Source organism: Micrococcus lacusdianchii (assembly GCF_023155805.1).
Lineage (GTDB): Bacteria > Actinomycetota > Actinomycetes > Actinomycetales > Micrococcaceae > Micrococcus > Micrococcus lacusdianchii.
Genome location: NZ_JAKNUW010000001.1, coordinates 30,199 through 53,174 on the forward strand (window position 1 = coordinate 30,199; position 22,976 = coordinate 53,174).

22 protein-coding genes are annotated in these 22,976 nt (G+C 73.0%); 5 read left to right on the plus strand and 17 right to left on the minus strand.

The genetic code is table 11. The features are described 5' to 3' along the window. Window positions 1–8: 8 nt before the first annotated feature. Both MA879_RS00175 and MA879_RS00180 read right to left on the minus strand, forming a co-directional pair. A complete protein-coding gene (locus tag MA879_RS00175; RefSeq protein WP_248122195.1) occupies window positions 9–326 on the minus strand; it encodes an antibiotic biosynthesis monooxygenase in 318 nt (105 codons plus the stop codon). Further along, the gene (locus tag MA879_RS00180; RefSeq protein ID WP_248122197.1) at window positions 323–763 is read right to left on the minus strand and encodes a hotdog fold thioesterase; all 441 of its coding nucleotides are present in this window, start codon (window positions 761–763) and stop codon (window positions 323–325) included. The genes MA879_RS00175 and MA879_RS00180 overlap by 4 nt, the downstream gene beginning before the upstream one ends. A 48-nt stretch (window positions 764–811) precedes the next feature. Here MA879_RS00180 and MA879_RS00185 point away from each other — a divergent pair, with 48 nt between their 5' ends. Beyond that, on the plus strand, window positions 812–1,717 hold the full coding sequence (locus MA879_RS00185; protein WP_248122198.1) for an alpha/beta hydrolase family protein: 906 nt from the start codon (window positions 812–814) through the stop codon (window positions 1,715–1,717). A gap of 155 nt (window positions 1,718–1,872) precedes the next feature. On the opposite strand, the gene adhP is transcribed toward MA879_RS00185, so the two are convergent. From adhP to MA879_RS00235, 10 genes are all read right to left on the minus strand, one after another. Next, window positions 1,873–2,904: an alcohol dehydrogenase AdhP gene (gene adhP, locus MA879_RS00190; RefSeq protein ID WP_248122200.1), complete on the minus strand. Its 1,032-nt coding sequence runs from the start codon at window positions 2,902–2,904 to the stop codon at window positions 1,873–1,875. A gap of 53 nt (window positions 2,905–2,957) precedes the next feature. Then, entirely contained in the window at window positions 2,958–4,481 is a 1,524-nt protein-coding gene (exaC, locus tag MA879_RS00195) for an acetaldehyde dehydrogenase ExaC (protein ID WP_248122202.1), read from the minus strand. A 122-nt stretch (window positions 4,482–4,603) separates the two neighbouring features. After that, complete coding sequence (locus MA879_RS00200; protein WP_248122204.1) at window positions 4,604–6,031, minus strand: helix-turn-helix domain-containing protein; 1,428 nt, start codon at window positions 6,029–6,031, stop codon at window positions 4,604–4,606. Continuing rightward, window positions 6,028–6,450, minus strand: coding sequence for a DUF779 domain-containing protein (locus MA879_RS00205; protein ID WP_248122206.1), 423 nt, complete (start codon window positions 6,448–6,450; stop codon window positions 6,028–6,030). Before MA879_RS00205 ends, MA879_RS00200 begins: the two co-directional genes overlap by 4 nt. 190 nt (window positions 6,451–6,640) lie before the next feature. Next, on the minus strand, window positions 6,641–8,188 hold the full coding sequence (locus tag MA879_RS00210) for a SulP family inorganic anion transporter (RefSeq protein WP_248122208.1): 1,548 nt from the start codon (window positions 8,186–8,188) through the stop codon (window positions 6,641–6,643). 127 nt (window positions 8,189–8,315) lie between these two features. After that, window positions 8,316–8,681, minus strand: a complete 366-nt coding sequence (locus MA879_RS00215) for a MerR family transcriptional regulator (RefSeq protein WP_418001199.1) — start codon at window positions 8,679–8,681, stop codon at window positions 8,316–8,318. A gap of 206 nt (window positions 8,682–8,887) precedes the next feature. Then, window positions 8,888–10,543, minus strand: coding sequence for a thiamine pyrophosphate-dependent enzyme (locus MA879_RS00220; RefSeq protein WP_248122209.1), 1,656 nt, complete (start codon window positions 10,541–10,543; stop codon window positions 8,888–8,890). 159 nt (window positions 10,544–10,702) lie between these two features. Beyond that, window positions 10,703–13,078 carry a hypothetical protein gene (locus MA879_RS00225; RefSeq protein ID WP_248122211.1) on the minus strand — a complete coding sequence of 792 codons (2,376 nt, stop codon included), beginning with the start codon at window positions 13,076–13,078 and terminating at the stop codon, window positions 10,703–10,705. A gap of 116 nt (window positions 13,079–13,194) precedes the next feature. After that, window positions 13,195–13,914 (minus strand): ABC transporter ATP-binding protein, encoded by a 720-nt coding sequence (locus MA879_RS00230; protein ID WP_248122213.1) that lies wholly within the window; start codon window positions 13,912–13,914, stop codon window positions 13,195–13,197. Between the two features lie 51 nt (window positions 13,915–13,965). Further along, on the minus strand, window positions 13,966–14,328 hold the full coding sequence (locus MA879_RS00235) for a peptidase inhibitor family I36 protein (RefSeq protein ID WP_248122215.1): 363 nt from the start codon (window positions 14,326–14,328) through the stop codon (window positions 13,966–13,968). 260 nt (window positions 14,329–14,588) lie between these two features. Here MA879_RS00235 and MA879_RS00240 point away from each other — a divergent pair, with 260 nt between their 5' ends. Beyond that, window positions 14,589–15,341, plus strand: coding sequence for a CGNR zinc finger domain-containing protein (locus MA879_RS00240; RefSeq protein ID WP_248122217.1), 753 nt, complete (start codon window positions 14,589–14,591; stop codon window positions 15,339–15,341). A 39-nt stretch (window positions 15,342–15,380) separates the two neighbouring features. Then, complete coding sequence (locus MA879_RS00245; protein ID WP_248122219.1) at window positions 15,381–16,388, plus strand: L-lactate dehydrogenase; 1,008 nt, start codon at window positions 15,381–15,383, stop codon at window positions 16,386–16,388. A gap of 40 nt (window positions 16,389–16,428) precedes the next feature. Here the strand turns inward: MA879_RS00245 and MA879_RS00250 are convergent, their stop codons facing one another. The 4 genes from MA879_RS00250 to MA879_RS00265 form a co-directional block, all read right to left on the minus strand. Then, window positions 16,429–16,851, minus strand: a complete 423-nt coding sequence (locus MA879_RS00250) for a hypothetical protein (protein WP_248122221.1) — start codon at window positions 16,849–16,851, stop codon at window positions 16,429–16,431. A gap of 141 nt (window positions 16,852–16,992) precedes the next feature. After that, the gene (locus MA879_RS00255) at window positions 16,993–17,574 is read right to left on the minus strand and encodes a hypothetical protein (protein ID WP_248122668.1); all 582 of its coding nucleotides are present in this window, start codon (window positions 17,572–17,574) and stop codon (window positions 16,993–16,995) included. A gap of 33 nt (window positions 17,575–17,607) precedes the next feature. Next, window positions 17,608–18,978: an MATE family efflux transporter gene (locus MA879_RS00260; protein ID WP_248122223.1), complete on the minus strand. Its 1,371-nt coding sequence runs from the start codon at window positions 18,976–18,978 to the stop codon at window positions 17,608–17,610. Window position 18,979: 1 nt separating this feature from the next. Continuing rightward, window positions 18,980–19,867 carry a CPBP family intramembrane glutamic endopeptidase gene (locus MA879_RS00265; protein ID WP_248122225.1) on the minus strand — a complete coding sequence of 296 codons (888 nt, stop codon included), beginning with the start codon at window positions 19,865–19,867 and terminating at the stop codon, window positions 18,980–18,982. 120 nt (window positions 19,868–19,987) lie between these two features. Between MA879_RS00265 and MA879_RS00270 the strand changes: the two genes are divergently transcribed. Beyond that, window positions 19,988–20,401, plus strand: coding sequence for a VOC family protein (locus MA879_RS00270; protein WP_135030874.1), 414 nt, complete (start codon window positions 19,988–19,990; stop codon window positions 20,399–20,401). Between the two features lie 261 nt (window positions 20,402–20,662). Further along, window positions 20,663–21,772 (plus strand): hypothetical protein, encoded by a 1,110-nt coding sequence (locus MA879_RS00275; protein ID WP_248122227.1) that lies wholly within the window; start codon window positions 20,663–20,665, stop codon window positions 21,770–21,772. A gap of 105 nt (window positions 21,773–21,877) precedes the next feature. Here MA879_RS00275 and MA879_RS00280 read toward each other — a convergent pair whose 3' ends face one another. Next, the gene (locus MA879_RS00280) at window positions 21,878–22,972 is read right to left on the minus strand and encodes a permease (protein WP_010079957.1); all 1,095 of its coding nucleotides are present in this window, start codon (window positions 22,970–22,972) and stop codon (window positions 21,878–21,880) included. Window positions 22,973–22,976 lie beyond the last annotated feature (4 nt).

Sequence of the window (22,976 nt, forward strand, 5' to 3'; positions counted from 1 at the left end):
CGCGGGGGTCAGACGGCGGACCAGTGGGTCGCGGCCGGCAGCTGCGCCAGGTGCGGGGTGACGAGCGCCCGCCACGCGAGGAACGAGTCGGACTCGCGGAAGGCCACGGTGTGGTCCTCGAGCGTGCGCCAGCCGATCAGCAGCCGGTAGTGCGCCGGGTCCTCCACCTGACGGGACAGCGCGAAGGACGTCGCGCCCCCGTCCCGGAACAGCGGCTCGGCCTCGGCGATGGCGGCCTCGAACGCCGCCTCCGCCCCCGCGGCCACGTGCAGCTCCACCGACTCGACGACCGGCCCGGCCGTCGTCGCGTCCTCCCCGGCGCTCACGCGTGCACCCGCGGGCTCGTGGAGTGGCCGGTGAACCAGGCGACGAGCTGGCCGTCCGCCTCGATGCCGACCTCGATCATGCGGTCTCGGCCGAACTCCACCGACTGGCGGGCGGTCGCCACGAGGTGCGTGCCGAGCCTGGCGGGCGCCACGTAGGTGATCTCGGCGCGCCGGGTGACGGGCGCGGCGCCGAAGGTCGCCACGCAGTACGCCAGCGCCGAGTCCGCGAGGTGGAACAGGAAGCCGCCGTGGCAGATCTCGTGGGAGTTCACCATGTCCGCGGTGACGTCGCGGTGCAGCACCACGCGCCCCTCGGCCACCTCGCCGAGGGTGACGCCGTGCTCGCGCACCGCGGGGTCGTTCGCGTAGATCTCCTCGAGGCGGGCGAGGATCTCGTCCCGGCTCTGGCCGGACGAGCTCTGGAGGGTCTCAGTCATGGGCCCATTGTGTCGCAGGCCGCTCCGCCCCGCACCTAGGGTGGCGGCGTGACGCAGACCACCTCCACCCCCGTGCGCCTCCGCGCCCGCGACGGCTTCGTGCTCGCGGCCCGCCACTTCGCCCCCACGACGACGACGCCCCCGGCCTCGCCTGCCGGCACCGTGGTGATCGCCTCGGCGACCGGGGTGAAGGCCACGTACTACCGGCGCTACGCCGAGTTCCTGGCCAGCCACGGGTTCCACGCGGTCACGTTCGACTACCGGGGCGTCGGGGAGTCACGTGAGCCGTTCGCCGTGGCGCGGCGGGCGCGGTGGGCGGACTGGGGCGCCCTCGACGCGGACGCCGTGCTCGGCTGGGCCCGGACGCGCCTGCCCGGCCCCCTGCTGACGGTGGGCCACAGCTTCGGCGGGTTCGGCGTCGGGCTCGCGGACGAGGCGCGTCACGTGGCCCGGCACATGGCCGTGGGCGGGCAGCACGCGTACTGGCGGGACTACCGGGCGCGGCCGGGGCGGGCGCGGATGTGGGCGCGGTGGCACGCGGCGATGCCGGTGGTCACGCTGGCCCGCGGTCACTTCCCGGGGCGGCGGCTCGGCTGGCTCGAGAACCTGCCGCGCGGGGTCGCCCTGGACTGGGCGCGCAGTCGGCGCGACTTCACCGCGAGCGCCCGCGCCGCCGCCGGCCGGGACGAGCTGCGCCGTCGTCTGGCCGCGTTCACGGCGGACGCGCTGATCGTGGCGCCCGTCGACGACGACTTCGGCACCGACGCCGCCCTCGACCGCGCGGACGCCTACTCGCCGGGCCGGCGGACGGTGCGCTGGCGGGTGCGGCCGGAGGAGCTCGGTGTCGGGCAGATCGGGCACTTCGGGCTGTTCCACGCGCGGTTCGCGTCGACCTTCTGGCCGGCCACGCTGGAGTGGCTGCGCGACGGCGTCGCCCCGGCCGCGGCCCGCTGAGGCTCGCGCCCCGGACGCGATGCGGCCCGCCCCGTCCCCACGACGACGACGGCGGCCGCCCCGACCCGGATCTCCGGGCGGGACGACCGCCGTCGCACTGGTGCGCGTGATGTGTCGATCACTACCCCGCGCCCAGCCGACGCCCAGGCGACACGTCAGTCCTGCATCGCGTAGTCGATGACGACGCGGCCCTCGATCTTGCCGTGGCGCATCTCGTCGAACACGTCGTTGATCTCGGTGAGCGGGCGGGTGTGGAACGTCGGGTGGATCTTCCCGGCCGCATAGAACTCGAGCGCCTCGACCATGTCCTGCCGGGTGCCCACGATCGAGCCGCGGATGGTCAGGCCCTTGAGGACGATGTCGAAGATCGGCGCGGGGAAGTCGCCCGGGGGCAGGCCGTTGAACACGATGGTGCCGCCGCGGCGGGTCATCGCGATGGCCTGGCCGAACGCCTGCGGGTGCACGGCCGTGACGAGCACGCCGTGGGCGCCGCCGATCTTCTCCTGGATCTCCACGGAGGGGTCCGCGACGTTCGCGTTCACGGTCAGCTCCGCGCCGTGCCGGGAGGCGAGCGCCAGCTTGTCGTCCGCGACGTCCACGGCCACCACGCGCATGCCCATCGCCACGGCGTACTGCACCGCGATGTGCCCCAGGCCGCCGATGCCGGAGATCACGACCCACTGCCCGGGCCGCACCTCGGTCTGCTTCAGCCCCTTGTACACCGTGACGCCGGCGCACAGGATCGGGCCGACCTCCATCGGGTCCGCGCCCTCGGGGATCAGGGGCGCGTAGCGGACGTCCACGAGCATGTACTCGCCGAAGGATCCGTTCATGGAATAGCCGCCGTTGATCTGCTCCTCGCACAGGGTCTCCCACCCGGTGCGGCAGTACTGGCAGTGGCCGCACGCGCCCCACAGCCACGCGTTGCCGACCATGTCCCCGACCTTGAGGTTCTCGACGTCGGGTCCGACCTCCTCGACGATGCCCACGCCCTCGTGGCCCGGGATGAACGGCGGGGTCGGCTTCACCGGCCAGTCGCCCTCCATCGCGTGCAGGTCCGTGTGGCAGACGCCCGAGGAGATGAGCTTCACGAGCGCTTGGTGCTGGCCGGGCGTCGGGCGCTCGACCTCCTGGACGTCGGCCTCTGTGCCGAACTGGGTGACGACGGCTGCCTTCATCGTGGTCATGGGGGATCACCTTTCGTGGGATGGGGAGGGGGTCGTGCGGTGCCGGCGTCGGCTCAGAAGAACCCGAGCTTGTCCTCGGAGTAGGAGACGAGCAGGTTCTTGGTCTGCTGGTAGTGGTCGAGCATCATCAGGTGGTTCTCGCGGCCGATGCCGGAGGACTTGTACCCGCCGAACGCGGCGTGGGCCGGGTAGGCGTGGTAGTTGTTCACCCACACGCGGCCGGCCTGGATCGCCCGGCCCGCGCGGTAGGCGGTGTTGCCGTTCCGGGACCACACGCCGGCGCCGAGCCCGTAGAGCGTGTCGTTGGCGATCCGCATGGCGTCGTCGAAGTCGGTGAACGTGGTCGTCGAGACCACCGGCCCGAAGATCTCCTCCTGGAAGATGCGCATCGAGTTGTCCCCGCGGAAGATCGTGGGCTGCACGTAGTAGCCGCCGGCCAGCTCGCCCTCCATCTCGGCGCGGGCGCCGCCGATCAGCACCTCGGCGCCCTCCTGACGGCCGATGTCCAGATAGGACGTGATCTTCTCGAGCTGGTCGTTGGAGGCCTGGGCGCCCATCATCACGTCCGTGTCCAGGGGGTTGCCGGTGACGATGCGCGAGGTCCGCTCCACGACGGCGTCGAGGAACTTCTCCGCGATCGACTCCTGCACGAGCGCACGCGACGGGCACGTGCAGATCTCACCCTGGTTCAGCGCGAACAGGGTGAAGCCCTCCTGTGCCTTGTCCCAGTAGGCGTCGTCGTTCGCCATGACGTCCTCGAAGAAGACGTTGGGCGACTTGCCGCCCAGCTCCAGGGTCACCGGGATGATGTTCTCCGAGGCGTACTGCATGATCAGCCGGCCCGTCGTCGTCTCGCCCGTGAACGCGATCTTGCGGATGCGCGGCGACTGCGCAAGCGGCTTGCCGGCCTCGAGGCCGAAGCCGTTGACCACGTTGACGACGCCGGGCGGCAGCAGGTCCGCGATCAGCTCGATGAACACCATGATCGAGGCCGGGGTCTGCTCGGCGGGCTTGATCACGACGGCGTTGCCCGCGGCCAGCGCGGGTGCCAGCTTCCACACCCCCATCAGCAGCGGGAAGTTCCAGGGGATGATCTGGCCGACCACGCCGAGCGGCTCGTGGAAGTGGTAGGCGACGGTGTCCTCGTCCACCTGGGACAGGCCGCCCTCCTGCGCGCGGATCGCACCGGCGAAGTACCGGAAGTGGTCGATGGCCAGCGGGACGTCCGCGTTGAGGGTCTCCCGGACGGCCTTGCCGTTGTCCCACGTCTCCGCGACCGCCAGCATCTCGAGGTTCTCCTCCATGCGGTCCGCGATGCGGTGCAGCACGAGCGCCCGCTCGGCCGCCGAGGTGGCGCCCCAGGCCGGGGCGGCCTTCCAGGCGGCGTCGAGAGCGGCATCGATGTCCTCGGCCGTGCCGCGGGCGACCTCGCAGAACACCTTGCCCGTCACGGGCGTGACGTTCTCGAAGTACTGGCCCTTGACCGGGGGCGCCCACTCTCCGCCGATGAAGTGCTCGTAGCGGGACTTGAACTCGACCTTGGCTCCCTCGGTGCCCGGGAATGCGTAGACGGTCATGGTGCTGGCTCCTTTGCCTGCGGTTGCCTCGGCGCCGGGTGGCGCCCTGCCGTGGCTGTGACGCTAGTCACAAGGAGGTTGCACGAAGGTTGCGGCCGGGCGCGGGTGAGGGGCGGGCCGGGTCAGGCCAGGTCCCGCTCGATCCGCTCGAGCGTGGCCACGGCGAGCGCGCGTCGCGGCGAGTCCGTCGGCAGCAGTCGCAGGGCGGCGCCCCAGAGCTCGACGTCGTCGCGGGCCTCGGGGCGGCCCAGGTAGGCCCAGAGCTGTTCGACATCCGCGTCCTGGGCGACGGCCTCGCGCAGCGCCTCCCCCAGCTCCGCCCGGATCGAGGCAACACCGGGGGACACCGACCGCGGCAGCACCGGCCCGGCCGCCGCGTGCAGCGCACGGTCCAGATCCCCGGCGCGCAGCGCCTCCCGCGCGCACAGCAGGTCCGCGTGCACCTCCCCCACGAGCCGGTACGGCCGGGACAGCAGCTCCACCGGCGCCCCCACGTCCTGCAGCGCCCGGCGGAGTCGATGCACCTCGGCGCGCAGCGAGATGGCGCGGGCGGGGGTGTCGCCCGGCGCGGGCCGGTGCCCGGCGGTCTCCTCCGGATACAGCGCGACCTCGAGCTCGGCGCCGGTCAGACCCGGGCCGTGCCACGCGAGGAGGGTGAGGATCTCGGCGTGCCGGCCGGTGAGCTCGACCCCGTCCAGCGTTGGCGGCAGGTGGCCGGTGACGCGCAGCAGGCCCGCGGCGGCGTCGTGGCGGTGCGGCGCGGCGGCGGGGCCCGGCTCCGGCGAGGCGGACGGCGGGACCGAGGGGCCCGGCGTCGGGACGATGCCGCGGAGACGGCCCCGGGGCGGGGCGGGCAGGTCCCGCCAGGCGGCGTGCACGGCGTCCACGGTGGCCTGGAGCAGCGGCAGGGCGAGGTGGCTGACGGCGTCCTCGCCGCCCGTGAGGTCCAGGACCCCGACGAGCCGCCCGGTGGCCGGGTCCGTGAGCGGGACGGCCGAACAGCTCCACGGGTGCACGCGCGGGCTCAGGTGCTCGCCGCGGCTGACCTGCGTGGGGGCGCCGGTCGCGAGGACGATGCCGGGGGCGGAGGTGCCCATGGACGCCTCGGACCAGTCGGCGCCGGCCACGAAGCCCATGGCCTCGGCGTGGCGCACCGCGGTCCGGTCGCCCTCGACCCACAGCAGGTGGCCGCGCGCGTTGCCGATCGCGGCGAGCATCCCGGCCTCGGCCGCGGGCTGGATGAGCATGCGGCGGACCACCGGCAGGGCCACGGCGAGGCGCTGCTCGCGGCGGGCGGCGGCGAGGTCGTCGGCGGCGAGGGTGGCCGGGTCGGTCTGGCCGGGCACCGCGGGGGTGAGGGCGCCGAGGGAGCGCAGCCAGGACTCGCGGACCTCTCGCCGCAGCCCCTGGAGGGCGGCGCGCAGGCCCTGGTCCGCGCCGGTCGGAGCGGTGGCCGACGACGGCGCGAGCGACAGGCGGACCGAGGCGAGGGCCTCGTGGGCCCGGTCCACGGCGCGTCGGTAGGCGCCCGTGGCGAGGGTCGAGCTCATCCCGAGCCGGCCATCAACCGCGAACGGATCAGGAACCGCTTGCCCTCGGGCGCCTCGACGGAGAAGCCGGAGCCGCGCCCGTCCACCACGTCCAGGGTGAGGTGGGTGTGCTTCCAGTACTCGAACTGGGCGGCGGACATCCAGAACGGGATCTCCCCGGCGGCCTGGTCCCCCACGGCCGGCAGCGCGAAGGTGCCCAGCAGGACGTCGGCGGCGCCGGTCGTGAAGTCGCCGGCGGGATAGCACATGGGCGCGGAGCCGTCGCAGCAGCCGCCGGACTGGTGGAACATCAGCTCCCCGTGGATTCCGCGCAGTCGCTGGACGAGCGCCAGCGCTTCGGCCGTCATGGCCACGCGGGACACGGCCTCCCCCGCGATCTCGGGGCGAGCTTCGAGGGCGGTGCCGGCGGGGGTGTCCATGCGGCCCACCCTAGACCGCCAATGTGATCTGAGTCACGGATGGGAGTGCCCACTCGCGGCCCAGCGCTCGGGTCGACGTTCTTTCGCGGGGTCGCCCCGGTTCAGGGCGACCCCGCGAAAGAACGTCGACCCCCAAGGAACACGCGCGATGACACGCGGGGCCAGCCTGGGAGGCGGGGGCCCGCCCCCGTCAGTGCCCTCCGCCGAGGCGGCCGGACATCCGGGCGCGCATCGCCCGGCTGGCCACGTTGAGCCCGGTGATCTCCACCGTTGCCCCGTGCCGGCGGTACTTCTCCTCGATCGCATCGAGCGCCGCGATCGTGGACGCGTCCCACAGGTGTGCCTCACGGAAGTCGATCTCCACCCGCGCCGGATCCCCGGCGTAGTCGAACTGGGTGTAGAGGTCGTTGGAGGAGGCGAAGAACAGCTCGCCCTGCACGCGGTAGCGCGCGACGGCGTCGGCCCCCTCCCCCTCGAGGGTGCGGGTCACCATGGCCAGGCGGGAGACCCGCTGGGCGAACATCACCATGGCGGCGAGCACGCCGAGGCCCACACCGATCGCGAGGTTGTGGGTGAGCACGGTGGCCGCCACGGTCACGAGCATCACGAACGTCTCCGACTTGGGCATGAACGCCAGCGTGGACGGCTGGATCGAGTGCCAGTCGAAGGTCGCGAGGGACACGAAGACCATGACGGCCACGAGCGCGGCCATGGGCACGAGCGCCACCACGTCCCCCAGGGTCACGGAGAGCAGGAGCACGAACACGCCCGCCATGAAGGTCGAGATGCGGGTGCGGGCCCCGGAGGCCTTCACGTTGATCATGGTCTGGCCGATCATCGCGCAGCCGCCCATGCCCCCGAAGAACCCGCTGACCACGTTGGCCACGCCCTGGCCCCAGGACTCGCGGGTCTTCGAGGAGCGGGTGTCCGTGATGTCGTCCACGAGCTTGGCGGTCATGAGGGACTCCAGCAGCCCGACGACGGCCATGGCCAGCGCGTAGGGCGCGATCACCTGCAGCGTCTCGAGGGTGAACGGGACGTCCGGGACCAGCAGCGCGGGCAGGGCCTCCGGCAGCCGGCCCTTGTCCCCCACGGTGGGCACGTCCGCGCCGGCCAGCAGCACGATCGCCGTGACGACGACGATGGCCACGAGCGGGGCCGGGACGGCCGTGGTGAGGCGGGGCAGCAGCAGGATGATGGCCAGGCCGAGCGCGGTGAGCGGATAGACGAGCCACGGCACGCCCATCAGGTCCGGCAGCTGGGCCGTGAAGATCAGGATGGCCAGGGCGTTGACGAAGCCCACCATCACGGAGCGCGGCACGAACCGCATCAGCCGGGCGACACCGAGCAGGCCCAGCACCACCTGGATCAGGCCGGCCAGGATCACGGCCGCCAGGAGGTGGTCCAGCCCGTGGGAGGCCACCAGGGGCGCGACGACGAGGGCCGTGGCGGCGGTGGCCGCCGAGATCATGGCGGGTCGGCCGCCCACGAACGCGATGGTCATGGCCATGGTGCCCGCGGCGAACAGGCCCACCTGCGGGTCCACGCCGGCGATCAGCGCGAAGGCGATGGCCTCGGGGATCAGGGCGAGCCCCACCACGAGGCCCGCGAGGACCTCGGTCTTGAGACGGCCGGGCGAGCGCAGGGCCCGGCGGACGGACTGGAGCCGCTCGGGCGTCGGCTCGGCGGCGGGCCGGGACGCCGCGGCGGGCGTGGAGGAGGGTACGGCGGAGGACATGCCCCAACCCTAACCTCACGTGAGGGTAGGGTTGCCGAGCGGCCGGATCCGGGTGGCGAAGATCACCGCGTAGCCCGGCGGGGAAGCCGGCGTCGCGCGGGTTCCGGTCGTGTCCGCCCCGGGCCCGTCAGGGCTCGAGCGCCTCGAGCTCGGCGAGCAGCTCGTCCGCCTGGCGCAGCTTGCGGGCCAGCGTGGACCGCCCCTTCCGGGCACGCTCGAGGAACGCGTCGACGTCGTCCGCGGGGGCCTCGTCCGCCGGTCCCTCCAGGATCTCGAGCAGACGGGCGGTCTCGTCGAGGCTGAACCCGAGCGGGGTGATGCGCATGATGCGCAGCAGGCGTTGGACGTCGGCCTCGGTGTAGAGCCGGAACCCGCCCTCGCTGCGGCCCGAGGGCGGCACGAGGCCGACGTCGTCGTAGTGGCGGATGGACCGCAGGGACAGGCCCGTGGCCTCGGCGACCTCGCCGATCTTCATCATCACCGGGCTGCTCACCGTGACCTCCGCTCCTCGGGACCCGAACACCCTATCGGGGCCCTGCCGGCCGCTCACCCGGCGCCCCTCCACCACGCGCGCCGCCATCCGGACCTTCGGACAGGAATTCGCCCCGCATTCCGGTCCGAACGTCCGGATGGGGGCCCGGAGGAGAAGAGGGGAGGACGAGGAAGAGGACGACGAGGGCGGCCCCGGGACCTCGCGACTCAGTACGCCTTGACGCGCTGCTCCACGATCAGGTGGAGCAGTGCGAAGGTGCCCTCCTCCTGTACAGCCTTCAGCGCACGCTCCACGGCGGCCGGGACGTCCTCGTCCCGCTCCACGCGCACCCCGAAGCCGCCGAACGCCTCGGCCATCTTCGCGAAGTCCGGGTTCTTCAGCTGCGTGCCGGAGACGCGCTCGGGGTACTGCTTCTCCTGGTGGGTGCGGATGGTGCCGTACTCCTGGTTGTCCATGACCACGATCAGGGGCGTGGCCCCGTACTGCGCGGCGGTGGCCATCTCCTGGCCGTTCATCAGGAACTCGCCGTCGCCGGCGATGGTGACGACCACCCGGTCCGGGAAGTTCAGGGACGCGGCCACGGCGCCGGGCACGGAGTAGCCCATGGAGCCGTTGCGGGCGGAGATCATGGCACGGTAGCCCTCGGTGGGGAAGTAGCGGTGTGCCCAGTTGGTGTGCTCACCGGCGCCGAGGGAGATCATCGAGTCCTTCGGCAGCTTCGGCACGAGGTTCGCCATGAGGGTGGACATCCTCGCCTGGCCCTCGGAGGGCTCGGCCGCCGGCAGCGCCGCGAACTCCTCCTGCTGGCCGCGCATGCGAGAGGTCCACTCCTCCCACTCCGGCTTGACCTCGAGGTCCATGCGGACGAGGTCCCGGACGAACACGTCCGGCTTGGCCACGATCTGGTGGGAGACGGGGCCGGAACGGCCGCGCAGGGAGGGGTCGATGGTGACGAGGAAGTTCTTCTTCTCCCAGTTCTGGCGGATGGTGAAGCCGTCCGTGACGACGTCGCCCGGCACGGTGCCCACGAAGACGATCAAGTCCGTCTCCTCGAGCAGGTCGTGGGTGGGCTTGGGTCGGCCGTAGCCGATCGGGCCCACATAGGACGGGGAGGAGAACGGCACGGTGCCCTCGGTGCGCCACTCGGCGGCGGCCGGGATCTTGTGGTCCTCCAGCCAGGAGGTGAGGTTCTGTGCGCCCTCGTCCGTCCAGTCGTTGCCGCCGGTGATGAACAGCGGCTTCGTGGACTCCTTGAGCGCGGCGTGCAGCGCCTTCCAGTCCTCCACGGTCATGCCGCCGGGGGCCACGGGGATCTGCGGGTGCAGCTCGGCCTCCACCTCCACGCGGATGACGTCCTCCGGCAGACCGACGACGACGGGACCCGGGCGCCCGGACGCGGCGGCGAACATGGCCTCGGCCACGATCTCGGACGCGCGCTCGGGGTGGTCCAGGACCATGACGCGCTTGGCGCCGGAGTCGAACCAGGCGTGCGGGTCGAACTCCTGGAAGGCCTCACGGTCCCGATGCTCGAACGGGATCAGGCCCACGAACAGCACCATGGCCGTGGAGTCCTGCCACGCGGTGTGCAGTCCCACATGCGCGTTCGCCGCACCGGGGCCACGGGTCACCATGGCGACGCCGGGCACCGGGTTCATCTTGCCGTCCGCCTCGGCCATGTAGGTGGCCCCGCCCTCGTGGCGGCACACCACGTTCTCGATCTGCGAATCGTGCAGGCCGTCCAGGACGTCCAGGTAGGACTCCCCCGGCACGGAGTAGATGCGCTTGACCCCGTGAGCCTCGAGGGTCTTGACGATCACGTGGCCGGCGGAGAGACGGTCGGCCGCCTCGGAGGTCTGCGACATGGAGGGCTCCTGGTGTGCTGGGTGTGGAGGACGCACCCGCGCCCCCATCGGCTGATCTCCCCGTGATGGATGGCACCGGGATTCTGAGTGAGGGTAACGGACCGGGCAGAGCCCGGACACCTGTGTCTCGGGCTGTGAAGTGCCGCCGGTGACGGCGGGTCAGCCGAGGCGCTCGCGGACCGTCAGATTGCGCAGGGCGAGCCAGACGGCCCCGACGAAGGCGAGCAGAGTTCCGGCGGCCATGGTCCCCACGATCGCCCAGGGGATGTGGAGGTCCATGGGCATGCCCTGCAGCGTCGTCACGGCGAGCACACCCAGCGCGCTGCCGACGACGCCGGCCGCCGTGGGCGCGAGCACGACCCAGGCGATCTGCCCGGCCAGCACGGAGCGCACCCACGACTGGCGCAGGCCCATCGCCCGGGCGCCCGCGAGCACGCGCCGCCCGGCCGCCCCGGCTTGAAGGCCGTGGACCAGTGCGAGGACCACGCTGATCGCTGAGAGGACCGCCGCACCCCAGGTCACCGACTCCGGGATCGGCATGGTGTCCGGGGGCTTCGGCAGGTCCATCCAGTCCGGGTTGAAGTGGAGGCGTTCCGGCAGCTCGGCCGCCGTTGCGCGTCGCTCCGGCGAGAGGCGGGGGAACACGTGGGCGACATCCCGGTCCACCGGCACGGGCAGCGTCGCCGCCGTCGAGGACAGCACGACGGCACCCCCGGTGGCGAGCATTCCTCTCGCGCCCTCCACCGTGACCACGGGCAGAGCCGCGATCTCCGCAGAGGGGAGCGCAGGGTCAGCCTCGGTGTCGTCCACGAGGACGAGTCGCTCGACGGACCGGCCTCCGCCGCGCACGGCTGCTCCGGCCCCGAGTGCGGCCTCCATCTCCCGGGGCACGGTCGGCAGCCCCAGCACATCCGCCGCCTGGCGGGGGGTGTCCACCACGGCCACGGGGCCATCCGCGGCGCGGGTCGAGGTCTGGAGGTACCGGAAGGCAAAGTCGCCCTCGGCCTGCAGCGCCTGGCGGACCTCGACCACGAGCCCCTCCGCGACGCCGGCATCGCCGGCATTCAGCAGGTCGAGGCGCGCCTGGTCCTCCGGCACGGAGGAGACGAGGGATGAGTTGAAGGTCTGGACGGCGCTGGTCACCGTCGTCGCGGTACCCGTGGTCAGGACCGCCTGAGCACCGAAGAGCAGCATGATCAACCACGCACCTCCCGCCGAGACGACCATCCGGGAGCGCAGCAGCCCGGACGGCGTCTGCTCCACCCCGCGCCGGGCCCGCAGACCGACGACCAGTGGGACCGCCAGAACGACCGCCAGACCGATCAGCCCGACGCCGGCCACGCGGCGGCTCGTGCTGGTGGCGTCAGCGGCGGTCAGGACGGCGAGTATCCCGCACAGGGCCATGAGGCCCAACAGGACAGGCGTCGACGGCCACGGGAGCCGGCGCCGGCGCGCCCAGGCCAGGTCGGCACGGACACGCGGAGAGAGCCGGAGGAGCGCCAGGCCGCTTCCGAGGAGGACGCCCAGAACGCTCATGCCGAGCACGGCGAGCGCCACCAGGGGGAGGTCGACCCACGGACCGACCGGCCTGGGCAGGACCATGCCGAGCAGCCAGCGCAGCACGAGACCACCGACAGCTCCCACGACAAGCCCGGAGACGGCGCCTGCAAGACTCAGGGCCACGGGGAGCAGGACGGTCAGTCTCCGGGTCAGCGGCCGCCGCAGGCCGAGGGCGAACAGCGTGTCCGCGGACCTCACCATCAGCCGGGCACCTCCCCAGGAGGCGACCGCCGTGGTCAGCAGGGGAACGAGAAACAGCGGGACGAGGAACACCCAGACGTTGCCGACCGCGTTCACACCCCGCGGTCGCGCAGCCATGTCCGCTGCGGTCTCGGCGCTGCCGATGCCCGCGTCGAGGTCCCCGCCGTCCGCGCGCGGGACGACGGCGTCGAGGGCCGCGGACACCTTGGAGGGGTCTCCTCCGCTCCAGTAGACGTTCGCCGTCGCCTCGACGCCCCACCGGCGGAGAGAGTCCTGACTCAGCCCCGCACCCGCGGCCGCCCAGGTGCCCGGAGCGGCGTAGACGGCGGAGGCGTCACGCGCCTGGTCGTCCACGGCCACGCACGTGATGGCCAGGGACAGCGCGTCATCGAAGAACGACACCGACGTCGGCGAGTCGAGACGCTCCGCCAGCGCCGGTGACAGGCACGCCTCGCCGGCACTCACGGGGACGCGCCCTGATTCGAGTCGCACCGCTCCGGCGGGAGTGGCGGCCAGGTCCTGCTCCTCGTAGCGCATCTCGCCGCGGTCCGCTCCGGACTCGCGGCCGAGGTCGATCACGTAGAGCCGCACGCCCGCGTCCGTGGCCCCGGCGCGGGTGAGGGCGCCCCGGATGGCCTCTCGGTCTGGACCGGATCCGAGCCCGTACTGCGCGGCGCTCGTGCGGGCCGCCTCGAAGTCCCCGAAATAGCCCCGCGTCTGCTGCGCGGCGCTGAGCGTGAGGCCCTGCGTGAGCGCGTGGAGAAGGACGATCACGAGCGCCGCAAGTCCTGCGGCACCCCCCGTCCACCATGAGCCCCGGGTCCGGGCGAAGACCGGCAGAAGCGGACCCAGTCCGGCGGCATCCGGGCGGCCCTGACGCTTGCTCTCCCTCATGCCTGCACCGCGTGTCGTCCGGTGCGGTGCCGCACGGCGGTGGAGTCCGTCAGGACGCCGTCCCTCATCGTCCACACCCGGTCGGCATAGTCACGGACCACATCGTCATGGCTGACCACCACGACGCACACGCCGCCGTCGGCCATCTCGCGCAGGAGCGCGAGCACGTCCCGAGTGGTGGCGGAGTCCAGTGCGCCGGTCGGCTCGTCGGCCAGCAGGATGCGCCGGTCGCCGGCCACCGCGCGGGCGATGCCGACGCGCTGGCGCTGGCCCCCGGACATCTCAGCCGGGCGCCGCTCCTCCATCCCGGCCAGGCCCACCCGGTCCAACCAGACATCCGCTTCGGCAACCGCATCTGTGGAAGTCCATCCACGCGCGCGCAACGGCAGGGCGACGTTCTCTCGGGCAGTGAGCATGGGCAGCAGATTGTCGTCCTGGAAGACCAGGCCGATCTCCTGGAGCCGGACATCGGCCCGCGCGTTCTCACTGAGGGATGCCAGATCAGTGCTGCCGATGAGCACCTGCCCCTCATCGGGGGCCTCCAACCCGGCGACGACGTTCAGCAGCGACGTCTTGCCGGAGCCGGAGGCCCCCATGATCGCGACAAGCTCCCCGTGCCGGAAGAGCACCGTCACCCCCTCGAGCGCCGTCACCGAATCGGGGCCGCTGGTGAAGTGGAGACTGACACCACGGGTGTCGATGGCAGGGGAGGGCATGGCGGTCCTTAGGGTCGGATCAACTAGATGAATGGTGCGCGAAGGCGCGGGTCAGCAACCTCCGTTCGTACGCCACGACGACGCCTTGTCATTGAACCAGTAGCCCACGTAGGAATTGTTGGTGTAAGAATTCATGGCATAGCAGTTGCCGCGGCCGTTCGCGTCCTCGTACCACGCGCCCAAGTATCCGGACTTGTTCGACCACGAGCTCATCTCGTCGTTGTTGTTGTAGGAGATGTTCGTCGTGTTCTGACCACCGGAGCGATACCCCAGAAGTCCGTTGAAGTTCGAGTCCTTGAACAGGCACATCTTGTTCGAGGGGCATTCAAAGAGCGCAGCAGAGGCGGGAGCGGCGCCCGCACCGAGAGCGCCGGCGATCAGGACACCGGCGAAAAGCTTTCTGGAGATGGACATGAGGATTCCTCCTGGCGAACGCGTCGAAGACGCTGCGCATGGGTGACAGCCTGCGCGGGGAACGCCCCCGTCCGGCCACCATGATCATGCGGGGGGGGGTCGCGATCCGCAAGGGTCTTGTTTAAGCAGGTACCTCTGGACGGTGGAGTCCGCACAATGGTGCTGGATTGAATCAGGCAGACCGCGCTATCGGACAAGTGGATGTCATCCCACAGTCTGACTCCCCGGCACCGAGTGGCCACCCGCCGTAGGCTGGGCCCATGCTCTCCGCCCCCACGCTGCGCCGCCTGACCTCGATCACCGTGTTCCTGGACACCGCCCCCGGGATGCGCGGGGGTCAGCCCGCCGAGGAGCGCCTGACCACCGGCACGCAGCTCCCCACGCTGGTGCCCGAGCTGCAGGAGGGGGACGTGCGCCTGCGGGTGGCCGCCGCCACCCGGGACCGCGCCCACGCCCTGCGCGCCCGCCTCACCGAGCTGTGGGCCCTCGCCGCGGAGGACCAGGCCGCAGCCCTGGAGGCCGTGAACGCCCTGCTCGCCGAGACCGGCCCCCTGCGCCTGGTGGCCGACGCGGACGGCGCCGTGGACCTGGCCCCCGCCGCCACCCCCGCCGACGCCGTCGAGCGCCTCACCGCGATGGCCGCCCTGGCCCTCGCCGAGGCCGCCCTCGAGGGCGAGCTGGACCGCCTGCGCACGTGCGCGGGCGAGGACTGCGAGAACACGCTGGTGGACGCCTCCCGCAACCGCTCCAAGCGCTTCTGCAACGCCGCCAACTGCGCCAACCGCACGCACGTGCGCAGCTACCGGGCCCGTCAGGCCGAGGCCGACGAGGAGACGGCGGCCCCCGCCGTCGAGCCGGCCACCGCGGCCAGGGACGAGCCCGCGGACGCGGCGGCCGACGTCGTCGCGGAGGAGCAGCCGAAGAAGAAGGCGAAGAAGAAGGACAAGGACGGCAAGAAATCCACGAAGTCCAAGAAGAAGGGCAAGAAGAAGGGCAAGAAGAAGGGCGACTGACCGCTCCCCCGCCCCGCGGGTGACGCCTAGCCTGGCCGCATGAGCCTCCCCGACGCCGCCGTGCCCACGCCCCTCGACGACGCCCGCCCCGCCTCCTCCACCCTGCGCCACCGGAAGGTCGGCGTGATCGGCGCCGGCGCCGTCGGCACCGCGATCTGCTACGCCACGCTGATCCGCGGCGTGGCCCGCGAGGTGGCCCTGTACGACATCGACGGCCCCAAGGTGCGCGCCGAGGTGCTGGACCTCGCGCACGGCACGGCCTTCACCTCCATCACGCAGATGATCGGCGGAGACGACCCCGCCGTGCTGGCCGACGCCGAGGTGGTGGTGATCACCGCCGGCGCCAAGCAGAAGCCCGGCCAGACCCGTCTGGACCTGTCGGAGGCGAACATCGGGATCCTGCGGACACTGCTGCCCACGGTGCAGTCCGTGGCCCCGGACGCGCTGATCGTGCTGGTCTCCAACCCCGTGGACGTGCTCACGCTCGCGGCGCAGCGCATCACGGGCCTGCCGGCCGGCCGCGTGATCGGCTCCGGCACCCTCCTGGACACCTCACGGCTGCGCTGGCAGCTGGCCTCCCGAGTGCAGGTGCACCCCTCCTCGGTGCACGCCGTGATCCTGGGCGAGCACGGGGACACCGAGTTCCCCGTGTGGAGCTCCGCGCGGATCGGCCCGACGCCGCTGCTCGCCTGGCCCGACGACACCGCCCCCGCCTTCGCGCGGGAACAGCTCGACGGGATCGCCCACGAGGTCACGCACGCCGCGTACGAGGTGATCCAGGGCAAGGGCGCCACGAACTACGCGATCGGCGTGGCCACGACGCGGCTGCTCGAGGCGATCCTGCGGGACCAGCACGCGATCCTGCCGGTCTCCACCGTCATGGACGGGGTGATGGGGCTGGCGGACGTGGCCCTGTCTCTGCCGTCCGTGGTGGGCCGCGCCGGGGTGGAGCGGGTGCTGCCGGTCGAGCTGGACGAGGACGAGCGGGCGCGCCTGGCGGCCTCGGCGGAGACCCTGCGCACGGTGGCGGCGCAGTTCGGGTTCTGACTGCGGAGCCCGGAGGGGCGGCGGGGCGGGACCCCGGCGCTCAGGCGCGGGGGGCGTCGCCGTCGGTGGCGGGTCCCTGACCGGCCTGGTCGGCCCGACGCTCCCGGGCGGCCTTAGCCCGGCGTTCGGCGGCGCGGCGCTGGAACGCCTCCTCCGAGGAGCGGTTGACACCGGAGCCCTGGGAGAGGCGCTCGGGATTCTCGCGGGAGGCCAGCTGCAGCATGGCCACCACCACGAGGGAGGTCATGAAGAACACGCCGAACGCGATCAGCCCGATGTCGATGCGCAGCGGGTTGTCCGTGCCGCCGGAGGCGGTGAGCGCGGCGATCGAACCGCCCACCAGACCGAGCACGGCGGAGAAGACCAGCGGGCCCTTCACGGTGGTGCGCAGGCCGCCGCGTGCCGGTCGGCCGGCACCGCGGCGGGTGCGGTCGTCGGACGGGCGGGGGGACTGTGCGCTCACAGCGGGTCTCCTACGGGTGGACGTCGGGGGCGTCGGCGACGCCCGCGGGATGCGGGCGCGTCGGGCCCGGCCAGTCTACGCCGGGGTCACTCCGGACGCCGGGCCGTTCGCCGCGGGCGGCACACCCGGCCGCGGGCCGGGTCAGAGGCCCTGGGCGGTGCCGCGGTCCCGGCGGACCTCGTGGTGGAAGCCCAGCCCCGAGATCAGCAGCAGCACACCGATGATGATGGCCCCGCCGCCCACGATCCCCAGCTGGCCGTGCGGGTTCAGCCCCTGCACGGCCCCCACCGCGAGCGCCGCGCCGGAGGCCACGCCGACGAGTCCGGTCCAGAGCTGGTCCCGGGCGGGGATGAAGGCCCGGCGGAAGCGCGCCCAGGCCACGAGCTCGGCCACGCCGCCGAGGATCAGCGCGGCGGCCGCCGTCAGGCCTACACCGCCGGGGGTGCCGAAGAAGAACAGCAGCACGGTGCCGAGCATCCATGCGGCCGCCGCGAGGGAGAGCGGGGAGCGCATGGCCTCCGGCACGCAGTCCCGGCGCAGGTACTCCCACAGGGCGGAGCCGGAGAAGACGAGGAACAGCGCGAACGCCACCTTCATCCAGGTCAGCCCCGGGTTCTGGACGAACACGGTGGAGAGCCCGAAGAACAGCGCCACGCCGGCGCGGATCAGGATGGGCTTGAACACCTCGGACGAGATGACGAGGGGGGTCTTCTGCGTGGTCACCTCCCCAGTCTAGGGAGGCGGGCCGAGCCGGGCTCAGCCGAGGGTCATCCAGGCGTCCCGCCGCGCGCGATGGCCGAGGGTCAGCGCCCGCGCCCCGAGGTACACCCCCGCGAACCCGCACCACAGCAGCGCGACCTGGGCGGCGCCGTCGGACGCGAGGACCGGGCCGAGCCCGCCCGCGGCGGCCTGGGCGAGCAGCCACAGCGCAGGGGCGTACACCGCCAGGTTCACGACGCCGGCCAGCGCCAGGTACCGCGCGTCGCCGGCGCCGATCAGCACGCCGTCCAGGACGAACACGTACCCGGCCACAGGCTGGGACAGGGCGAGCACCAGCAGGCCGGCGGTGGCGGCGGCCTGCACGGCCGGGTCCGGGGTGAACAGCGGGGGCAGCGCCCAGGCGAGCGCGGCCAGGAGCACGCCCGTCACGACGCCGAAGCCCAGCCCCCAGCGCACCATCACCTCCGTCAGGCGCCGTGCCTGCCGCGGCCGGGACGCCCCGAGCTCGGCGCCGATCAGCGCCTGGGCGGCGATGGCGAGGGCGTCGAGCGCGAACGCGAGCGTGGAGTAGAGCGTGAAGACGAGCTGGTGGGCGGCGAGCGTGACGTCGCCCAGCCCCGCGGCGGCCATGACGGTGATGAGGATGGCCGCGCGCAGGCTCGCCGTGCGCAGCAGCAGCCATGAGCCCACCTGCGCGGTGGCGCGCATCCCGGACGCCCGCGGGGCCAGGCCGGTCCCGGCGAGGCGGAACCGGGGCGCCAGGGCCGCCAGGTACACGGCCAGCATGGCCCACTGCACCGCGGAGGTGCCGATCGCGGAGCCGGCCACGCCCAGCCCCGCGCCGTAGACCAGCAGCGCGTTGAGGGCGATGTTCCCGGCGAACCCGCCGCCGGCCACCACCAGCGGGGTGACGGTGTCCTGCAGGCCGCGCAGCACGCCCGTGGCGGCCAGCACCGCCAGCAGCGCGGGCAGCCCCGGCAGGGACCACCGCAGGTAGGCCGTGGCGTGGGCGTGGGTGTCCCCCGCCGCGCCGAGCCCCGCCGTGAGGTCCGGGGCGGCGGCCCAGCCGACGATCGCCAGCACCGTGCCCAGCAGCAGCCCCAGCCAGATCCCGTCCCGGCCGCGGGCCATCGCGCCGGGCAGGTTCCCTGCGCCGATCATCCGCGCCACCGCGGGCGTGGTGGCGTACGCGAGGAAGATCATCAGGCCCGTGGCCGTGTGCAGCACCGTGGCCCCCACCCCGACGCCGGCCAGCTGGGCGGTGCCCAGATGCCCGACGATCGCGGTGTCCGCCAGCAGGAACAGCGGCTCGGCGATCAGGGCGCCGAACGCGGGGACCGCCAGCCCCAGGATGCGCCGCGAGAGCCCGCGCCCGGACTCCGGGGGCGGGGCGGCCGTCGCCCCCATGTCAGCCGAGCAGCGCCAGGAGGGGCGCCAGGGCCGTGGTGGGGGTGACCGGCTGCGGCAGCTCCGGCAGCAGCGGGGCCACGAGGTAGAGCATGGCGATCGCGATGCCGTTGTTCACCATGTGCAGCAGCACCGCGTACCCGAAGGAGCGGCCCATGAGGATGTACGTCACCGTGATGGTCACCGCGAGCGTGAGGTACGGGACCACCTCCACGAGGCGGAAGTCGCCGCCGGTGCCCAGGAAGTGCAGGAAGGAGAACGCCAGCACGGACACCGCGGCGCACACCCACACGTTGATCCAGCGGGAGAGCTTGCCCACCAGCAGATGCCGGAACAGGTACTCCTCCACGAGCGGGGCGCCCACCACGGTCATGAGGATCATGAGCACCGGCGGGGCCTGCGTGGTCATCTCCTCGAGCGCGGCCTGGTTGGCGCTGGTCTGCGCGTCCCCGATCAGGGAGAGCAGCACGGCGTTGACCAGGATGGTGGTGAACCACAGCGCCGGCAGCAGCAGGACCTTCCACCACGTCCCGGTGGCGAAGACCCGCAGCGAGGTGACCAGCGGCCGCCAGGCCACCAGCAGGACGAGGGTCACGAGGATGGCGTAGCAGAGCAGGTTCACCGTGAACCCGTCCAGCACGGACAGGGCGGCGGGATCCGCCGGGACCAGGCCCAGCGCCGCGGCCAGGAAGAATCCCAGGCCGAGCACCATGATCCCGCCGTAGGCCAGGACGACGAGCGCGTCCCCCCAGTGGAACGGGCCGGGGGCCCAGCGCGCGGGGTCGGCCCGGCGGCGAGGTGAGCGGTCCGGCCAGCCGGACGGCGGCCAGCCGGCGGGGACGGCCCCGGGGACGGTGCCGTCGGCGGGCGCGGAGGGGGGAAGGCTCATGCGCTCACGCTACCAACGGGCCCGGACACGCCAGGGCGGGATGAGGGCGCGGAGAGACACCGATCACGACAGTCTCCCGCGGTTCGCCCGGCGAGCCCCGGCTGGATTACGGTGCTCGGCATGGCCCTGTTCTCCCAGCCGGTGTACATCAACCTCCCCACCACGGACACCGAGCGCATCCGCTCCTTCTGGACCGCCGTCGGAGCGGGGATCGACGAGGACTTCTCGGATGAGAACTCCGTGTGCGTGGCGCTCACCGACTCCACCTTCGCGATGTACCTGAGCCCCGGGTTCTACACGGACTTCATCGGCGAGCGTGAGATCGCCGACTGCCTCACCACGAACTCGGCCCTGCTGCAGCTCACCGCGCCGGACCGGCAGGCCGTGGACCGCCTGGTGGCGGCGGCGGTGGAGGCCGGCGGGACCGAGGTCGAGCTGCCGGAGGACCTGCAGGAGGACATGTCCGCTTCCGGCGTGTTCTCCCGCCAGGTGATCGACCCGGACGGCCACCAGTGGGAGTTCATGGCGGCCTGAGCCGCCCGGCGCCGCCCGCCCACGCCGCCGCTACTTTCGAGCGTAGATTCGGGCGAATTGGCGTTTTCGAGCGTGGAATAGGGCCTGATTCACGCTCGAAAGCGCCGGGGGGTGGCCGGGTGTGGTCGGGCGGAGCGGACGGGGCCCGTTCACGACGCCGTCACCCGGGTCGGCCCCACGCGTCACCGGGGCGCGCCCTGGCGGTCATCCCCGGGGCCTAGCGTCGGGCCGTCCCCGACGCCCCTCCCCCAGGAGTGCCCCATGGCCCGCTTCGCCCGCCTCTCCCTCGCCGCCGCTGCGGCCCTGACCGTCTCCCTCGGCGCGGCCGCCCCCGCCGTCGCCGCCCCGCCCGCCCACGCCGCCGCGCACGAGCAGGCGACCGCCGCCGTCGGCAAGGGGACGACGGCGGAGTCCTTCACCTTCGGCGTGATCGGCGACGTGCCCTACGGCGCCGCGCAGGTGGCCGCGTTCCCCGGGATGATCGACGAGCTCTCCGCGCAGGACGAGCTCTCCTTCGTGGCCCACGTCGGGGACATCAAGGCCGGTTCCGCCGTGTGCTCCGACGAGTACTTCGCCATGATCCGCGGGGAGTTCGACCGCCTGGCGCACCCGCTCGTGCTGACCCCCGGGGACAACGACTGGACCGACTGCCACCGCACCAACAACGGCACGTACAACCCGCTCGAGCGCCTCGACGCGTTCCGGGAGGTGTTCTACCCCGTGGCGGACCGCACCCTGGGTGAGCCCAGGAAGGTGGACGCGCAGGACGAGATCGGCCTGCCGGAGAACGCCCGGTTCACCGAGCGCCGCGTGGAGTTCGGTGTGGTGAACGTCCAGGGCTCCGAGAACTCCACCCTGCCGTGGACCGGCCTGGGCCTGACCGCGCCGACCTCCGAGCAGCTGGTCGAGGTCGAGGCCCGCGACGCCGCCAACCACGCCCTCATCCGCGACCTGTTCGCCGACGCCGAGCGCCGGCACGCCCGCGGCGTGGTCATGATGATGCAGGCCGACATGTTCTACCCGGGCGCCGTGGTGGACGGGCAGATCTCGGACGAGGCCGCCGCGCAGCAGCAGGCCTACACGGAGACCGTGCAGCTCATCGCGGAGCTCTCCCGCGACTTCGACGGCCCGGTGTACCTGATCAACGGCGACTCCCACGAGTACACCGCGGACGCCCCGCTGACCGCCGGCTCCCCGTGGCTCGACGTGTACGGCGTGGCGCCCGTGGAGAACCTCGAGCGCATCACCGTGGAGGGCGCCGCGACGTCCAACGAGTGGACCCGCTTCTCCGTGGCCCCGAACAACGCCGGCCGGGGCCGCCACGCCGATCAGCCGCTGCTGACCTGGGAGCGCGTGCCCTACACCTTCTGATCCGGCGGCACGCGCACTGCGGCGGCCGACGCGCGGCGGGCGACGCGCGGCGGGCGACGCGCGGGAATCGAGGCGGGCGAGAACGCGGCCGGCGGGCGGAAGGGGTCAGGCGGTGCGCATCACCCGCACCGGGTCCCGGAAGGCCGCGAAGGCCGCCGGGAGCAGGCTCGCCACCACGGCGGTCAGCGCGGCGAGCACGGCCACCCCCGCCACGAAGTCCAGCCCCAGCGCCCCGCCCTGCCCCACGACGACGGCGTAGCCCGTCCCCGCGCCCACCACCGCCCCGAGCACCGCCGGCGCGGCGGTGCGGACCGCCACGAGCAGCACGAGGTCCGCGCGGCCGATGCCCAGGGTGCGGCGGCGGCCGAGGTCGCGGCGACGGATGAGCACGTCGGCGAGCACCACGATCGCCACGAAGAAGGCGCCCGCCCCGAGGATGAGCAGCAGCAGGGACCGGCCGAGTCCGGCCAGCTCCCCGGTGATCGTCGCGTTCCCGGCGGCCAGCGCCCGCGCGGTCTGCACCTGCGAGGAGCGAGGGTCGGGGTCGATCACGGCCAGGGCCGAGTCCTGCATGGCGCGGGTGCCGGCGGTGTCCGGGGCCAGGACACGGACCTGCTGGACCACGAGGGAGGCCGGCGCGGCGGGCACGGCAATCGCGTAGTCCGCGAGGTCCTCGAACGGGGTGAGCGCCTCGAACGCGCCCACCACGGCCCACTGGCGTCCGTCTCCGGACTCGAGCGCTCCGGAGGGCTGGGCCAGGCCCAGCTCGGCCAGCTTCGCCTCGGGCACCACCACCTCCCCGGGGCCCGGCAGGCGGCCGCGCGTGAGTTCGACGCCGCGGTCGACGGTGCCCACCACGTGGGTCACCGCCACGCGAGTCCCGCCCGCACCGATCGCGGCGTTCACCGTGTCCACGGGCATGTCGCGGGCCAGGGCGGCCTCGGCGGAGTCGAGACCGGCGAGGGTGGCGACGGTGGCGCCGGTGAGGAAGCCGGTGCCACCCGAGTCCGTCACGGTGAGCACGCGCGCCGCGGGCCCGGAGAGCTCCGCGGCGACGGCGGCCTCCGTGGCCGCCTGACGGCCCACCGTGGCGACGGCCGCGAAGCACATGGCGGCCACCACCAACAGCACGAGGGCGGAGGGCACGGGCGCGGTGCGGGCGGCGGTGAGGGCCTCGCGCAGCAGGGTCCTCAGGTTCACGGGC

Coding starts and splice junctions, on each gene's coding strand:
- MA879_RS00180 (WP_248122197.1), bottom strand. CDS start 763: ATGACTGAGACCCTCCAGAGCTCGTCCGGCCAGAGCCGGGACGAGATC.
- adhP (WP_248122200.1), bottom strand. CDS start 2,904: ATGACCACGATGAAGGCAGCCGTCGTCACCCAGTTCGGCACAGAGGCC.
- exaC (WP_248122202.1), bottom strand. CDS start 4,481: ATGACCGTCTACGCATTCCCGGGCACCGAGGGAGCCAAGGTCGAGTTC.
- MA879_RS00200 (WP_248122204.1), bottom strand. CDS start 6,031: ATGAGCTCGACCCTCGCCACGGGCGCCTACCGACGCGCCGTGGACCGG.
- MA879_RS00205 (WP_248122206.1), bottom strand. CDS start 6,450: ATGGACACCCCCGCCGGCACCGCCCTCGAAGCTCGCCCCGAGATCGCG.
- MA879_RS00210 (WP_248122208.1), bottom strand. CDS start 8,188: ATGTCCTCCGCCGTACCCTCCTCCACGCCCGCCGCGGCGTCCCGGCCC.
- MA879_RS00220 (WP_248122209.1), bottom strand. CDS start 10,543: ATGTCGCAGACCTCCGAGGCGGCCGACCGTCTCTCCGCCGGCCACGTG.
- MA879_RS00230 (WP_248122213.1), bottom strand. CDS start 13,914: ATGCCCTCCCCTGCCATCGACACCCGTGGTGTCAGTCTCCACTTCACC.
- MA879_RS00235 (WP_248122215.1), bottom strand. CDS start 14,328: ATGTCCATCTCCAGAAAGCTTTTCGCCGGTGTCCTGATCGCCGGCGCT.
- MA879_RS00240 (WP_248122217.1), top strand. CDS start 14,589: ATGCTCTCCGCCCCCACGCTGCGCCGCCTGACCTCGATCACCGTGTTC.
- MA879_RS00245 (WP_248122219.1), top strand. CDS start 15,381: ATGAGCCTCCCCGACGCCGCCGTGCCCACGCCCCTCGACGACGCCCGC.
- MA879_RS00260 (WP_248122223.1), bottom strand. CDS start 18,978: ATGGGGGCGACGGCCGCCCCGCCCCCGGAGTCCGGGCGCGGGCTCTCG.
- MA879_RS00265 (WP_248122225.1), bottom strand. CDS start 19,867: ATGAGCCTTCCCCCCTCCGCGCCCGCCGACGGCACCGTCCCCGGGGCC.
- MA879_RS00270 (WP_135030874.1), top strand. CDS start 19,988: ATGGCCCTGTTCTCCCAGCCGGTGTACATCAACCTCCCCACCACGGAC.
- MA879_RS00275 (WP_248122227.1), top strand. CDS start 20,663: ATGGCCCGCTTCGCCCGCCTCTCCCTCGCCGCCGCTGCGGCCCTGACC.